The sequence below is a fragment of the Halomonas eurihalina genome, assembly GCF_008274785.1.
Lineage (GTDB): Bacteria > Pseudomonadota > Gammaproteobacteria > Pseudomonadales > Halomonadaceae > Halomonas > Halomonas eurihalina.
In genome coordinates, this window is the sequence record NZ_VTPU01000001.1 from 499913 (window position 1) to 514698 (window position 14786).

Consider the following 14786-nt stretch of genomic DNA (forward strand, 5'->3'; position numbering starts at 1 on the left):
CACTTGGCTGCTCATCAGGCCCAGCGCACCACCGCCGGACGACGCCCACCCGTAGGTGGGCGTTTCGCTTATTCATGGGGCTCGACTATGAATTGGCACAGCACGCCATCAGGTAAGGCGTCCACCGCCTCGGCGTCGTAACGCAGCTCGAACGTCTCGCCATAGAGCTTGAACGCGACTCGACGAGCGGCTTCTTCGCGACTCCAACTGCAGGTCGCGCGCTTGCCACCACCGCTGGCGGCGTAGCCATCGCCATGGCGGCGGATGCGGATTCTGGTGGCTGTCATAGAATCTCCTCACACCCCGGCGATATCGAGGCTGATGGGTTTGTACTGATCGCTGTCTCCGACCCGTTCGTAGATCCGCACGTAGCTCTTGGAGCCGGTGACCTGGACGGCGTCCGAGATGGCGTCCATCGCGTTGAGCCAGCGCTTGTCTTGAATGTTCAGGCGGCGCAGGCCGAGCACCTGACCGGTGCGGATGTTGCCGGCCGAGTCAACGCGGAAGGCATCCTGGACGATGGTCGCCACCTCCGGGCGAGCGTCGGCGGTCCACTCACGCAGGCACTCGTCGATCAGGCCCTTCGCCGCCTGGAGTCGCTCGTCGAAGGTGATCGACTCCTGGATGGCGCGGACGACCTTGTACTTGCCGTCGAATGAGACGAGCTGGACGTTGCCTTTCTTGCCGCCGATCTGGACGTCGTACTCCTTGGCCGAGGTCGCCACGAAAGCCTCGATCTCGGTGAAGGTGTCGCCCTTGAAGTCGCGCAGCATGTCGCGCAGTTCGCAGGCACGATCGACGATGGCCAGCACCAACTCGTCGCGCAGCTTGTCGATATCCTTGATCTGATCCTCGGGGATCAGCCGGTTCTTGGCGTCGAGGCGGTAGCCGTCGGGAATCTGTTGGGCGTTCATGTCAGGCTCCTTTGCAGGCGTGCTTACGGGAGAAGTCGGCAGAGAAACGGTGGGCTCCTCGCTCGTGACGGTGGTGCGCGAGCGGCTCGATGATGGCGCCGTTGCGCTGGGGGAGATGTGCCACGGCTTGCTGAGCCTGCTCTGCCTCGGCCCGCCACTGCGCCATCAGCTCACGGGGATCGATCAGCTCGTCCGGGTCTACCGGTGGCGTCGTTGCAGCTCCCTCGACATCCAGTCCGGTGTCCCAGCGTTGCCAGATTCGCAGCGCGACGGCCTGCTGAGCGGGCAACAAGGGTTCGCTGGTGAGAGCCAGCAACTCGTAGCGGAAGGGGTTGGCCAGGTACTGCACCAGGGAGATCCCCCAACGCGACAACCTCAACAGGATGAAGCGATCGGCGTAGTGCTCGAGCACGGCATCGGGATACGTCGTCATGAGTCCTCCTTGGCGCGAGGGGCGCCCTTCAGCAGTTCGCTCAGCGGCGTGGGGCCACGAGGTGATTCCTGGGGTTTGGCCTGGCCAGCGAGGCGCTGATGCTCGGCGAGCACATCCTCGGTGGAACGCTCGAGGTGCGCCGGGGCATTGGCAGGCGCTTTGGCATTGCTACCGCTGCGCGCGGCTTCTTCACGCTGACGTTCGGCCTGGGCATCGGCCTGATCGGCGACGCTGGCCACCACCTCGAACAGGTAGCCGTGGCCGTGCAGCGGCAATTTGGCGGGCGGGCGCTCCAGCAATTGATCCAGTGCGGTGGCCCAGACGCTGACCGGTGCCGGCCGGGTGACGCCATGTCGGCTGATTCGCCCCAGGGCGATGGCATCGCGGAGCTCGGTCAACAGACGTACGGCCTTGCCCCCGGCCAGCGCTTTGCGTTGCGGCCGAAACAAACCGAGATAGCGCACGACGCGTGGGCCGAGCTGGCCGGGAATCTCCAACGCAGCGGCCAGGGCCTGGTTATGCTCGCCCTGGGCGACGAAGGCCGCCATGTCGGCGCTCAGGCCGCATTCCGGGCAGGTGCCACGAATACTCATGTGTCACCTCGCTGATTGCTGGGGTTGTGAGGGCAGCCTTGGCAGGCACGCCACTCGCGCATCGACATCGGGTTGTGAGTCGGCGCGGGCCGATCGCGGTATTGCCGGCATTGCTCGACACTGATCCGCTCACTCAGGGCGGGGCAGTCGCGACCATCCAGCGCCTCCAGAACGCGGCGCTCGAGACTGTCGGTGCTGGGGCTGGGATAGCGATTGGCCAGTGCCAAAGACACTGCCGAACGCGAGATACCGACGTGCTTGCCGGCCAGTGTGCGATTGCTGGCCTCGACCTCGGCGGCGAGCAGGCGGATCCAGCGCGGCGGCTGATCGCCCCACCCGGAAAGATCCACGGGGCGAGTTCGACGTATGGCGCTCATGGCTCACCTCCCTCTGTCTTGGTGACGCGGGTATACACGGTCTTACCGGTGTTGGGGTCATAGAGTTGCTTGGTGCGCTGGATCATCGGTGCCAGCGGTCCTGTCCAACGGCTGGGGAATAAGCGGAATCGAGTTGGCACCCCTGGAGACGATGGGCGCGTCACCTGGAGGTAGCCCGCTGCACGCAGGAACAGGCAGTATTCGTTGGCCGTGTTCCTGGCGATCGGCGATTCAGGCGTACTGGCGGCATCCGCCAGTTCGGCAGCCGTGAAGTCGCCGATGATGCGCAGCGTGCGCCATAGCTGTTCACGCCCTGGAACCGGCGGGACGGTGCCATCGCGTCGAACGCGTGGTGCCTCAACGCCGACGTCCCGGATCAGTTCGAACTCGGCCACGACGCCTCGCTTACGGTCGGGGTTCCGGAGCTTGAGGTACCCGCCGGCCGCAAGGCTTCGGATGTAGTCCTCAACGCGCGTGCGCGGTATGGTGTCGACCATCGACGCCCAGACGTCGCGTGCCGAGATCGGCTGGCCATCGGCGTGCAGCGCGCGAATGGTCTCCCAGATACGCTGACGATTGGGGGCCGCGCTCGCGGCAGTGGCTGAGGTCGCGTGTCGCTTTGCCATGCTCACCCCCTGCGTGCCGGCGGCTGGCCGGTATGGATATGGCGATCCCCCCAGGTGGCCTGGTCGACATGCTGCCAGCCGTTGGCCAGGGCCTCGGAGTGGATCTGATAGAGGTTCACCGCGACACGGCGCAGGCACCCTTTGACCCGGTTGTTGACGGCTTCCAAGAGGTCGTCGGAAATCGCGATGTCGGGATAGGACTTCTCGGCCAAGGCTCGGACGTCGTCCAGACTAGCGGCTTGCGCTGGCACCCACTCCAGGACACGATTGTGTAGGCGCTCCAGGCGTGACATGGAGGCTGGCACACGTTCTTCACCGATCAGGATCAGCGTGCCCTGGCTGGCGTTATAGATGTCGGTGAGCACGTTAGCGGCTGCCTTGTCGATGACGTACTGGACGTCGTCGACGATCAGCGGGCGCCCGGAGCGCGAGAGCTGCTCGGCGACCTGGTCCACCATCTCGCTGAGCGTCTTCATGGGGATGATGCCCATCTCGCGCAGAATGGCGGTCAGAAACGCTTTCTTTGTCCAGCTTTCGCGGCATTCGACGTAGTAGGCGCGATGCAGGTTGGCGGCGTAGGCAGCCGCGAGGCTTTTGCCGTAGCCGCTGGGGCCATACATCACGACCAGGCCTGGGAGTTCTGGTGGCCGGTTGGCTGCGCTTTCCACGGCGCTGGCGAGTAGCGCGACATTGGTCAGTGGTACAATGGTATTGACGCTCATAGTGCTTCCTTAGCGACTTGGGTTGTCATGGGCCGTGGTTCAGACGGCCCGCCGGTTGCGGACGGGTGGCTGCCCGTCCGCATCCATTACTTTCGCGATGGCGCGAAAATCGTTGTGGTGCTGGTAGTTCGCATGCCAGCGTTGTTCGGCCTCGCCGAGTTCCTCTCCTGCACGCAGCCGTGCATCCAACTTCTGCCAGAGGCGGTATCGCTGGACCTTGTCCTGCGGGATCTCGAAGCGAGCGTGTTGGTCTTCGAGTTGCTGGGCGTAGGCCCGGGCATCGGCGAGTCGCTCTTCGTCGTATTCGAACGGAGCTGACATCGGCTCGACAGTGCGGATCTCGACGTCCTTTCCGGTGACCGTTTTGGCTTTCTTGACCAGCCGGTTGAGCTGTCCCCGCTCACGCTTGTCGGCGGCACGCTGGATCATCGTTTGCGGCATGGCGTCGGTAGCGTTGCCGTCCAGTACCGCATCCCCGATCCACTCGCCCGCGAGGGTGTAGATGCCCACACTGCTGACGTCGCGGTAGTCCCAAGCCACCTTGATTTCTTCGCCATGGAAGTCGCGCAGGGCATCCAGGAAGTAGATGCCACCGGCATAGCGCACTTCGCCGCGATGCGTCTTGCGGGTTTCCTGGGGCCGCATCAGCGAAGCGACGGTGTCTGCAGGTGCGGTCAGCGCTTCGAAGCCCTCGGCTTCGGCGGACTTCCATGCCTCCATCGGGCTTTGATGACGCAGCTTGCCGCTCTCTAGATCGCGGATCTTCGGTAGCCCCTTATGAGGCCGGTGGTTGTAGGCGTTGAGCGCCTCATTGAGACGGTCGAAGAATGTCTGGAAGTTGGGCAACTGGGCCGGCTTGAGGCCCTGAGCGATGTCCCGGCGCGAGAGCTTGTGCACTCGACCGGCGGCTTCAGGGTCCATATCGGCGCCGATGTAGCTGGGCAACTCTTTGGCCAGGCGCACCAGGATCGACTTGTGCGGGCGCTCGATGACGCCGCGTGCCTGCGAGTTGTACGGCAGCGAGTGAGTGATGGTGCCGCCCAAGCGATCGATGACTTCATAGATGCTGGCGTTGTCGAAGCCGGAGCCGTTGTCGACGTAGAACAGATTGAACATGCCGGCACGACTGACGGCGTCACGTAGGGCATCCAGGGTGGCCAGCGTCGACTCAGCGAGGTTAATGGCGAAGCCGACGATTTGCCGCGTCGCCCAGTCGATGATCATTGTGACTTCGGGGCGGAAGGCCTGGCCGGTCAATGGGTTGATCACCTCAGCATCGAAGGTGTGGCCGTCGGCAACCCAGACGTCGTTGGGCCAAAGTCCATCGGTACTGCGGCGCTTGAACGGCTGCAGTGCCTTGAGTTCACGTGGCCCCATGCGGCCCCGCTCGCGGGCCTCGGGCGACAGCTTGGCCAACCAGCGGCGCACCTGGTGAATGCTGGGGTGAGGTGGTTCGGTCTGCTCGACCAACTGCTGGTAGGCGGCTTCCACACTGGGCTTCTGCGGGCGTTGGTAGCGCTTGAGAAAGTCCCCAGCCCAGGGCGGCATGCTCATGTCGGCCTTGCGACGCTTGGGGGCCAGGCCGCGCTCTCCCTCCTTGCGGAATGCCGATACCCAGCGCTTGAGAGTTCGCTCACTGAGCGTGCGGGTCTCCGTCTTGCGGTCGTTGGCGATGGACACCCGTTCATTGAGGTATGGCGACAATTCGCCCGCCGAGGCCATATCGACCAGGGCCTGGATCGCACGTTGCTGGCTGACCATCTGGCTCATGCGCTCGATTTCACGCACGAACGCCACGCGGGCGGCCATGACGCGGCGCTGGGTATCGGAAAGCCGACGTGTCTCGACTGAGTCTTTCTCAGGTTCGACGACAGGTTCCGGTTCGGCCTGGCCGATGGTCTGGGCGATCAGGGCGTTCTGGGTCTCGGCAGGAAGGACAGCAAAGGAATACTCAACCGCCTTGGAGCCGATACGACGCTGGGCCTCCCAGCCCGCACGATCTGCAGCCTTTTTTACGCCGCGCTCAGTACCGGGCAGCCCCGGCAAACCAGCCAGTTCCTTAGCGGTGTACCAGTTGCGCATCATCGATGAGGTCTGGCAGTTCATTCCTCTTCCCCCATCAGCTTCTTCAGCTCGCGCATGTCGGCCTTGAGCTTTTCCATCATCCGCTGGCGCTTGCCGTACTCGGCCGCTAACGCCTCGCGGCCATAGGCCACCCGGCCGCCGCGTAGATGCACTAGCCAATCGGTGAAGGCGTGGCTATGACACACCTCCTCGAGCAACGGAGCGCGATAGAGGGGGATGTTGTGTTCGGTGCGTGCAGGCGAGCTCCAGGCATCCAGCATGTGCTTGGAGACGTCGTCACCTGAGAGCCGGCTCATCTGTGCCGCCACTTCATAACGGTCGACCAGGCAGTCCTTCAGCACCCCGCCGACCAGTTCGCTGACCTGGGCGGCATAGTTGCCACTGCCTGGGGCGGGCACGACAGGAGTAGGAACTTCAAAGATGTCTAATGTCTGGGTATCTCGGACACGCCGCATGTCTACGCCTCCACCACACGCTGACGATGCGTATTAGCGTTAGAGCCGCTAAGATGAAGCGTTGTTGATATTGATGCGCTCTTTTCCGCACGATTCGGGCGCTGGCGGTTAGGCGTGCCATCGGCATTCCAGCGCTCTGGCCAGATCGCACCAGGGTGGAGCCCGAGTTTCTGTGCAATAGCACGCTCAACTCGCGGGTACCGACGATGCTTTGCGTCCTTAACGGCGCTGCTGCCGATACCGAGCTCGTCGGCGAGCTTGTTTAGAGAACTGCCCCTGACGCGGAGTTGGTACTTCAACCACTCCCATCGATGTGCTGGTTCAAGAGGGACATCAGTAGCTTTCATAGCGTCACCTGGGTGGTGTTTTTTGGGATGTCTAACCCGTCCTTGGTCGTAAACATAACCCGAACATGGGATGATGTAAACCCATATTCGGAGTTCTGATTCCCCGTAAATGCATTCTTGCAACCCAAGTTTGGCTTTGCGCGAGGTTTCAGGTACTTGGAGAGAAACGGAACTCATGAGCTACGACTCAAACTCGGTTCCGAATGCCGAGAATGGAATCGGAACCCGTATCGCTGAGGTTGCTGACGGGATTGGCAATAGAAAGAATGCAGCGGAGGCGGCTGGGGTTTCGTTGTCCACGCTGAATAGGTGGATCATGGGAGAGTCAGTGCCCGTATTTGCCGGCGTTGCCCGGCTGGCTCAAGCTGGCGGTGTTTCCCTAGACTGGATAGCCACCGGACGCGGCGAAAGGACAGCAATGCGTAACCAGCCACACGAGGCAGGGGGCTATCGTCAGGAGGCCGACGACTTCGTATACATAGAAGAGATGGCAAGCACTGAAGAGGGGGTGCTCAGCCGTCGACATGCCGTGCGCCGTGACTGGCTGGCTGCCCAAGGCCTAGAGCCCAGCCGCCTCAGCTTCCTGGAGACGCGTGAAGACGCCATGGCGCCCACTATCCAGCCTGGCGACCTGTTGCTGTGTGAAACGTACCAGCACCGCACCGAAGGGCAGATCAAGACAGGGCTCACTCCTGGTGAACTCCCGCCGCAGGACGGCATCTACATCGTCCGCTTCATCCTGGACAACGCCACCAACTCGGCCATTCGCCGTCTGCGCCTGGATATGGCAGGCGGGCTGATATCCATCATGGAGGCTGAGGATCACCACATACACTTGTCCGAAGCCAAACAGCTCGAACGCATCCAGATCGTTGCTCGCGTGGTTGCTTCGTGGCGCTCTCTATAGGCGGTGCCATAAACCCCACAAAAAAACGCCGCTCCGGTTAGGAAACGGTGTTTTCTTATTTGCGCGTCTTTGGCACTGATTTCCCGCTCACCTACCGGAACGACCCTCTCTGAAACCCGCATCACTGCTGGGCTCGTTCCATGGGATCCCGTGTTTTCCCGCCAAATACCGCCGCTTGGTCTCTAGTGCCATATCTACCGCCAACCCACAGTAGGGGTAACGTCGGCTAGGTAGCGCTTGAGCGCGGCTTCGAGCGTCATGCGCTCCGAGGCGCTGCGCTGGATATAGACGCCACGCACCATCTCGTCTTCGGTGCGGCGTGCCCAGTCCTGAGCGTCTCGTTTGGTACGGAAGGTCTTGGCGGTGGTGGGCCAGCCGGTCTTGCGGATGACGGCTTTCCAACTACCGGCAGGGGTCTTGACGATGGTGGCCATGAAAGTCTCCAGGAGGCTGAAGGATCGGCACTGTACCGAAACTGTACCCTTGGACTATGGGACTCACCAGAGATAATTCGTAAGATACTGATTCCATTGGTGGGCCCAGCTGGACTCGAACCAGCGACCAAGGGATTATGAGTCCCCTGCTCTAACCAACTGAGCTATAGGCCCGCATCAGCGGCTGCGTATGATATCGAAAGCCGCCGGCCGAGGCCAGTGGCGATTCGCTCCAGTGCGACCAAGGATAACGTGGGGCGCGATCTCGTGGTCGTATCCCGTGGCGTGCGACGAGCCCTCACCGTTGATAATGCTTATCAATGTCATATTTGTTCATTATAATCCCGCCCGTCCCGAAACATTCCGTTCCGTTTTGCTCAACACAATTTACAAGGCACGACATGCATTCCATACGCTTGACAGCCGGACTCGCGGCACTGGCCGGCACCCTGCCCAGCCTGGCACTGGCCCAGGAGACCACCGAACAAGACACCATGGTCGTGGTCGGTTCGCGCACACCTTCCGAAATCAGCCAGATTCCCGGTGCCGTCTGGGTGATTGGCCAGGAGGAACTGCAGGACCAGGTACGCGCCGGCGCCGATCTGAAGACTGCGCTCGGCAAACTGGTGCCGGGGCTGGATCTCGCCCCGCAAGGCCGCACCAACTACGGCCAGAACATGCGCGGCCGCACCGCCCAGGTGCTGATCGACGGCGTCTCGCTGAATAGTTCGCGCGGCATCTCGCGGCAGTTCGATTCCATCGATCCGTTCAACATCGAGCGCGTCGAGGTGCTCTCCGGTGCCAGCAGCCTCTATGGCGGCGGCGCGACAGGTGGCTTGATCAACATCATCACCAAGAAGGGCGAGCGCGAGGGGTTCCACCTGGCCACCGAGACCAGCATGACCTCCGGCTTCAACGGCGGCGATGACCTGAACTACCGTCTCGCCCAGTCGATCAGCGGCGGCAACGAGAAGGTCAAGGGCCGCATCGCCGCTGCCTACGAGGACAATGGCCGCCACTACGACGCCAACGGCCAGGAGATCTTCCCCGACATCGCCCAGACCGATCTGCAGGACAACCGCAGCATCGACGTCATGGGCAGCCTCGACATCCGCCTGGCCGAGCAGCAGACCCTACAACTCGCCGCCCAGATCTACAAATCCGGCTACGAGGGAGATCGCGGTGTCTACTTCCCCGACCTGGATGCCGCCACGCCGAATCTCGGCGACGCTGGAATCCGCGACGGCTACGACTCCGACCGCGACCCAACCACCGACCGCAAGATGCTCAACCTGCAGTATCACCATGGCGACCTGCTCGGCCAGGACTTCTACCTGCAGGCCTTTCATCGCGAGGAAGAAGCCAGCTTCCAGGCCTTCCCCTATCCGGTCGTAGGCGGCTACCAGTTCAAGGCCTCCAAGCAGAACACCGATCTTTCCGGGCTCAAGGCGCTGTTCGATGCCGACCTGACCGACAGCCTGTCGCTGACCTACGGGATGGATCTGGACCGCGAAACCTTCGACGCCAACCAGATGTCGTTCGACAAGGCCGTCTCCGACGCCAGTGGCGGCCTGGTACAGCAGGATGCCGGGACAGAACCGCGTTACCCGAGCTACCAGGTCGACGGCATCTCCGCCTTCGCCCAGAGCGAATGGCAGGTCACCGAGGGGCTTAAGCTCTCCGCCGGCGTGCGCCAGCAGCACATGGATGTCGAGGTCGAGGACTTCAAGGGCGTTCCTGGCGGCGAAAACGACTATGACGCCACCCTGGTCAATGCCAGCGCTCTCTACGACTACGGTAACGGCCACCAGAACTGGTTGCAGTTCAGCCAGGGCTTCGAGCTGCCCGACCCGGCCAAGTACTACGGCAAGAGCGCGGACGTAAGCGTGGCCGAAAACCCGCTCTCCGCCATCAAGACCGATCAGGTCGAGATCGGCTGGCGCTATCGCGGTGCCGACTGGATGACCCAGGCGGCCCTCTATTACGCCTGGTCCGACAAGGCCGTGGAGAACGCCGAGGACCTCAGCGTCAGCGTGGTCGAGCAGAAGAAGCGTGACTACGGCTTCGAGGGCGCGGTGACCCGCTATTTCGACAACGGCTTCGAGGTCGGCAGTACCCTGCACATGGTCCGTTCCGAGCAGAAGAACGACGAGGGCGACTGGGAAAAGCGCGACGCCCGCTATGCCTCGCTCTCCTCCGCCACGGCCTATGTCGGCTGGCATGATCCGAATGGCGAGCGTTCCGCGCGTCTCCAGGCCAGCCATGCCTTCGATCTGGAGGATGCCGAAGACCGCGAGATCGAGGGCTACACCACCCTGGATCTGTCGTTGAGTCAGCGCCTGCCGGTGGGCGAGCTCAGCCTTGGCGTCTCCAACCTGCTCGACAAGCAGTACTCCACGGCCTGGGGCCAGCGTGCGGCGATGTTCTACTCGCCCTACTACGGCCCGGAATACCTCTACGACTATCAAGGACGCGGTCGCACCTTCACGCTCGGCTGGTCAATGGACTACTAAGCGCCTCGCCCGGGCGGCGGCCTCCGGGGACGACACCTGTCGTCCCCGCTTTGCTTCCCGCCACACCGCTTGCCTTCCCCTCCTCCCTAGCCGCTTCATCAACCGGCCTTTTGCGCCTCCGCATTGCCTCTGCGTGAAAAAAATTTCTCATCCGGGTTCAGAACTCGCTGCCTCATACGTCATCCCTGTGCTTGAACAAAAATGATAGGCATTCGTACTAACAGGTAGCCGCCTCATCTCATGGGTCTTGCAGGCCCTGGAGGCATCCGGCGCCGGGCCAACAGGCCCGGCGAAGAGGAACGAACAAGGTGATCTCATGACATCACGGCTAGAGGACAGACGAGAAGACAAGGCGAGTGGGCTCGGCACCGAGCCCGCTCCCCTGGCGGCCGATCAGCTATTCAACGCCCGACACGCCGAGGCGTACTGGCAACAGGCGACGCGCTGCATCGATCTGGTTCGCCGCAAGGTGGCCGATGTGGAGCGTCCCTTCAGCGGCGCCAGGCCCGAAGAACTCCGCGGCCACTTCGATGCCATCGACCTGAACGCACCGCTCGGCGAACTACGCCCGGCCCTGGATGAGTTGGAGCGCATCTATCTGGACGACGCCGTCTACTTTCACCATCCACGCTACGTGGCCCACCTCAACTGCCCCATCGTGCTGCCCGGCATCCTCGCCGAGACGATCCTGTCGCCAATCAATTCCTCCCTGGACACCTGGGACCAGAGCGCTGGCGGCACCTTCATCGAGCAGTCACTGATCGACTGGACGACACAGCGCATCGGCCTGGGCGATGAGGCCGACGGCGTTTTCACCAGCGGCGGGACCCAGTCGAACCTGATGGCCCTGATGATCGCCCGTGACCACCACGGCGCCTCGCTCGAGCGCCCGGGCGGCAACAAGCAACAGGGCCTACCGGCGGACTACCGCCAGTTGCGCATCCTCGGCTCGGAGATCAGCCACTTCAGCCTGCAGAAATCGGCGGCGATTCTCGGCCTCGGCTACCAGGCGGTGATGCCGGTGGCTTGCGACGCCGACTACCGCATGGACCCACAAGCCCTCTGCGAGCGTCTCGAGGAATGCCTGGCCACGGGACTGACACCCATCGCCGTGGTGGCCACCGCCGGCACCACTGACTTCGGCAGCATCGACCCGCTCGAGGAAATCGCCGCCCTGTGCCGGGAACACGGCATCTGGCTGCACGTCGACGCCGCCTACGGGGGCGGCCTGCTGTGCTCGTCTCGCGAACGCCATCGTCTGTCCGGCATCGAGCATGCCGACTCGGTGACCATCGACTACCACAAGACCTTCTTCCAACCGGTGAGTTGCAGCGCCTTTCTGGTGCGGCGCAGTGCCGACCTTCGGCACGTCACCCACCATGCCGACTACCTGAACCCGGAGAGCCAGGCCCTGGAGGGCACACCGGACCAGGTCAACAAGAGCCTGCAGACCACCAAGCGTTTCGACGCCCTCAAGCTATGGCTGACCCTGCGCATCATGGGCGCGGAGGCGTTGGGCGAGATGTTCGAGCGCGTCATCGACCTGGCCGGCGAAGCCCATGCCCATCTGGCGGCCCGGCCCGACTTCGAGATGCTGCTCGACCCACCGATGAGCACTTTGGTCTTCCGCTACCGCCCGGCGGAACTCGACGAGGCCGAACTCGACGCCATGAATGCCTGGATCCGGGAAGCCCTGTCGCGCGGCGGCGAGGCGGTGATCGCCGCCACCCGTGTCGAGGGGCGCCGTTACCTCAAGTTCACGCTGCTCAACCCGGATACCCGCCTCGACGATCTCATCGCCATCGCCGAACGCATCGCCCATCACGGTCACGCCTGGCGCGAGGCTCAGGCCAGCGCCACCGCTTCCTGATTCCGAGAGGACTCCATGACCCAGCACGTCCACGACTTCATCGCCATCGGCCTCGGCCCCTTCAACCTGGGGCTGGCCTGCCTGACCGACCCCATCGACGACCTCGACGGCCTCTTCCTCGAACGTCGCGACGGTTTCGACTGGCACCCCGGCATGCTGCTGGAAGACGCTCACCTGCAAACGCCCTTCCTGGCCGACCTGGTTACCATGGCCGACCCCACCAGCCGCTTCAGCGTGCTCAATTACCTGAAACAGCGGGGCCGGCTCTACAACTTCTATATCCGCGAGGACTTCTTCCTGCTGCGCGCCGAATATAACCGCTATTGCCAGTGGGCGGCGGCCCAGCTCGACAGCATCCGCTTCGGCACCGAGGTCCTGCGGGTCGAGCATGATGACGCCCTGGATCTCTATCGGGTGGGCTGCCGCAACACCACAAGCGGTGAGATGACCGAGCACCTCGCCCGTCGGCTGGTGCTCGGCACCGGCACGACCCCTTTCCTGCCGGAAGGCTGTCGCGATGTCGCACCGCGGCCCCTGCATTCCAGCGAATATCTCGATCACAAGGCCAAGCTGCAGCGCCAGCCGGCCATCACCCTGATCGGCAGCGGCCAGAGCGCCGCCGAGATCTACCACGACCTGCTCGCCGACATCGATCGCTTCGGCTACCGGCTCGACTGGATCACCCGCTCACCGCGCTTCTTCCCGCTCGAGTACGGCAAGCTGACCCTGGAGATGACCTCGCCGGACTACATCGACTACTTCCACGCCCTGCCCGAGGCCACCCGCAATACGCTGATGCAGCGTCAGAAGGGGCTCTACAAGGGCATCGACCTGGAATTGATCAACGCCATCTACGACCTGCGCTACACCAAGGAACTGAACGGCGAGGTCCAAAGCGAGCTGCTCACCAACACCAGCCTCGAAACCTGCCGCTACGACAGCGAGCATGGCGAGTATGACCTGACCCTGTGGCATACCGAACAGCAACGCCACTATCGCCACCGCACGCCGGCCCTGATCATGGCCACCGGCTACCGCTACCACATGCCGGACTTCCTGGCGCCGATCGCCTCGCGCATCGCCTTCGACGAATCCGGCCGCTATGCCGTGGGGCGTTTCTACGACATCGACGGCGGCCGCGGCGAGCTGTTCGTGCAGAATGCCGAACTGCACACCCACAGCCTGGTGGCTCCAGACCTGGGTATGGGGCCCTATCGCAACGCCTGTCTCATTCGCGAGCTGACCGGCCGGGAAATCTATCCCGTAGAAAGGCGCATCGCCTATCAGCGCTTCGGCGCCCCCAGCGAGGCGGTCTTCGAACCCCAGCGCCCGGAGCCCGCATGAGTCCGACGCCCTGGCTGGTAGCCGTGACAGCAGTGGCGGTGATCAGCGATGCCATGCTGCTGCCCTTCTACCCGCAGTTCTTCGCCGCGCGCTTTGGGGTGACCGATCCCTCGCACATCGGCCTCTACCTGGCGATGTGCGGTCTGGTGGTCATGCTGGCCCTGCCCGGCTGGGCACGCCTGGCGCGACGCATCGGCACCCTGCGGCTGTTGCTCGGCACCCAGTTGCTGGCCGGCGGCCTGAGCCTGTCCTGCGCGGAGGTCGCCTCGCTGCCGCTGTTCTGGGGCCTGTCGCTGGCCATGCTGGTGGCCAAGGCCAGCTATCTGCTGGTCTATCCCTACCTGATGCATGTCGAACCACAGGCACGCCACGCCACCCTCATCGGCACGCTCTCGGTGGTGGTGCACGCCGGCGGCATCCTCGGCGCCGTGGTCGGCGGCCTGGTACTGGAACACTGGCAGGCGGCCCAGATATTCCGGGTGATGGCGGTCAGCGATGCCCTGCAGGTCGTCGTCTGCCTGCTGCTGCTCCGGCGTGGTCGAGTGCCCCACTCAACCCCCAGCACCCCGTCGGTACCAGGCACCAGCGCCGCCCTCTTGCGTCTTGGCATGGTGATGCTGCTGTTCTATTTCAGCGCCCACCTGACGCGCCCTTTCTTCGCCCGTTACTGGGAGATGGCCTCGGGGCTACCGGGCGAGCTGCTGGCCGGCGCCGTCTTCGCCATTCCCGGTGGCGTGGCCGTGGCACTGCTGGCCTTCGACCTGCTGGGGCGTCGCGCCAGCGGCAGCGCCATCGTCTTGCCGCTGGCCATCGGCCTGATTGGCCTGCTGTTGCAGACCAGTGGCGACACAACCGCCATTTTCGCCGGGAGGATCCTGTTCGGTTGGGCGCTGTTCCGCGTCACCGTCCGCCTCGAGCTGCGGCTGTTCCAGCTCAGCACACCCGACCGATACGCCAGCGACTTCAGCAAGATCCACATCTTCCAGGGGCTCGGCGTGCTCATCGCGTCGTGGAGCGCCGGCCGACTGGTCGATGCCCACGGCCTGATCAGCCCCTTCATCGTCGCCGCGCTGGGCTTCGCTCTCTGCGCCCTGGCCTACCGCCTGCTGCTGACCGGAGACACGACAGCCGAGCGATCCACCGACTCCGTTTCTGCAAGGACTTGA

General features: G+C 63.5%; 16 protein-coding genes, 1 tRNA gene and 1 other RNA gene. 5 read left to right on the forward strand and 13 right to left on the reverse strand.

Going from position 1 to position 14786, the window contains the following annotated elements; translation table 11 throughout:
* Window position 1 precedes the first annotated feature (1 nt).
* The 11 genes from FZZ93_RS02535 to FZZ93_RS18700 form a co-directional block, all read right to left on the reverse strand.
* Window positions 2-70: hammerhead ribozyme type II (locus FZZ93_RS02535), an RNA gene on the reverse strand.
* Window positions 69-287, reverse strand: a complete 219-nt coding sequence (locus FZZ93_RS02540; protein ID WP_149320749.1) for a hypothetical protein — start codon at window positions 285-287, stop codon at window positions 69-71. Before FZZ93_RS02540 ends, FZZ93_RS02535 begins: the two co-directional genes overlap by 2 nt.
* A 9-nt stretch (window positions 288-296) precedes the next feature.
* Window positions 297-914: a DUF3164 family protein gene (locus FZZ93_RS02545; RefSeq protein WP_149320750.1), complete on the reverse strand. Its 618-nt coding sequence runs from the start codon at window positions 912-914 to the stop codon at window positions 297-299.
* A 1-nt stretch (window position 915) separates the two neighbouring features.
* On the reverse strand, window positions 916-1347 hold the full coding sequence (locus FZZ93_RS02550; protein WP_149320751.1) for a hypothetical protein: 432 nt from the start codon (window positions 1345-1347) through the stop codon (window positions 916-918).
* Window positions 1344-1940: a hypothetical protein gene (locus FZZ93_RS02555; RefSeq protein ID WP_149320752.1), complete on the reverse strand. Its 597-nt coding sequence runs from the start codon at window positions 1938-1940 to the stop codon at window positions 1344-1346. The genes FZZ93_RS02550 and FZZ93_RS02555 overlap by 4 nt, the downstream gene beginning before the upstream one ends.
* Window positions 1937-2317: a hypothetical protein gene (locus FZZ93_RS02560; protein WP_149320753.1), complete on the reverse strand. Its 381-nt coding sequence runs from the start codon at window positions 2315-2317 to the stop codon at window positions 1937-1939. The genes FZZ93_RS02555 and FZZ93_RS02560 overlap by 4 nt, the downstream gene beginning before the upstream one ends.
* A complete protein-coding gene (locus FZZ93_RS02565) occupies window positions 2314-2943 on the reverse strand; it encodes a hypothetical protein (RefSeq protein ID WP_149320754.1) in 630 nt (209 codons plus the stop codon). The genes FZZ93_RS02560 and FZZ93_RS02565 overlap by 4 nt, the downstream gene beginning before the upstream one ends.
* Window positions 2944-2945: 2 nt before the next feature.
* A complete protein-coding gene (locus tag FZZ93_RS02570; protein ID WP_149320755.1) occupies window positions 2946-3665 on the reverse strand; it encodes an AAA family ATPase in 720 nt (239 codons plus the stop codon).
* A 39-nt stretch (window positions 3666-3704) separates the two neighbouring features.
* Entirely contained in the window at window positions 3705-5771 is a 2067-nt protein-coding gene (locus FZZ93_RS02575; protein WP_187774440.1) for a DNA-binding protein, read from the reverse strand.
* Entirely contained in the window at window positions 5768-6205 is a 438-nt protein-coding gene (locus FZZ93_RS02580) for a hypothetical protein (protein ID WP_149320756.1), read from the reverse strand. Before FZZ93_RS02580 ends, FZZ93_RS02575 begins: the two co-directional genes overlap by 4 nt.
* 2 nt (window positions 6206-6207) lie before the next feature.
* The gene (locus FZZ93_RS18700; protein WP_223111756.1) at window positions 6208-6729 is read right to left on the reverse strand and encodes a helix-turn-helix domain-containing protein; all 522 of its coding nucleotides are present in this window, start codon (window positions 6727-6729) and stop codon (window positions 6208-6210) included.
* Between FZZ93_RS18700 and FZZ93_RS02590 the strand changes: the two genes are divergently transcribed.
* A complete protein-coding gene (locus tag FZZ93_RS02590; RefSeq protein WP_149320757.1) occupies window positions 6728-7459 on the forward strand; it encodes a LexA family transcriptional regulator in 732 nt (243 codons plus the stop codon). The two genes, FZZ93_RS18700 and FZZ93_RS02590, sit on opposite strands and share 2 nt — an antisense overlap.
* A 194-nt stretch (window positions 7460-7653) precedes the next feature.
* On the opposite strand, the gene FZZ93_RS02595 is transcribed toward FZZ93_RS02590, so the two are convergent.
* Together FZZ93_RS02595 and FZZ93_RS02600 are read right to left on the reverse strand one after the other, a co-directional pair.
* Complete coding sequence (locus FZZ93_RS02595; RefSeq protein WP_246146071.1) at window positions 7654-7893, reverse strand: hypothetical protein; 240 nt, start codon at window positions 7891-7893, stop codon at window positions 7654-7656.
* A 97-nt stretch (window positions 7894-7990) separates the two neighbouring features.
* A tRNA-Ile gene (locus FZZ93_RS02600) sits at window positions 7991-8067 on the reverse strand.
* A 227-nt stretch (window positions 8068-8294) separates the two neighbouring features.
* Here FZZ93_RS02600 and FZZ93_RS02605 point away from each other — a divergent pair.
* The 4 genes from FZZ93_RS02605 (at window position 8295) to FZZ93_RS02620 (ending at window position 14786) form a co-directional block, all read left to right on the forward strand.
* Window positions 8295-10406 (forward strand): TonB-dependent receptor, encoded by a 2112-nt coding sequence (locus tag FZZ93_RS02605; RefSeq protein ID WP_149320758.1) that lies wholly within the window; start codon window positions 8295-8297, stop codon window positions 10404-10406.
* Window positions 10407-10722: 316 nt separating this feature from the next.
* Window positions 10723-12276: a pyridoxal phosphate-dependent decarboxylase family protein gene (locus FZZ93_RS02610; RefSeq protein WP_149320759.1), complete on the forward strand. Its 1554-nt coding sequence runs from the start codon at window positions 10723-10725 to the stop codon at window positions 12274-12276.
* Window positions 12277-12291: 15 nt separating this feature from the next.
* Complete coding sequence (locus FZZ93_RS02615) at window positions 12292-13620, forward strand: lysine N(6)-hydroxylase/L-ornithine N(5)-oxygenase family protein (RefSeq protein ID WP_149320760.1); 1329 nt, start codon at window positions 12292-12294, stop codon at window positions 13618-13620.
* Window positions 13617-14786 carry an MFS transporter gene (locus FZZ93_RS02620; protein ID WP_149320761.1) on the forward strand — a complete coding sequence of 390 codons (1170 nt, stop codon included), beginning with the start codon at window positions 13617-13619 and terminating at the stop codon, window positions 14784-14786. The genes FZZ93_RS02615 and FZZ93_RS02620 overlap by 4 nt, the downstream gene beginning before the upstream one ends.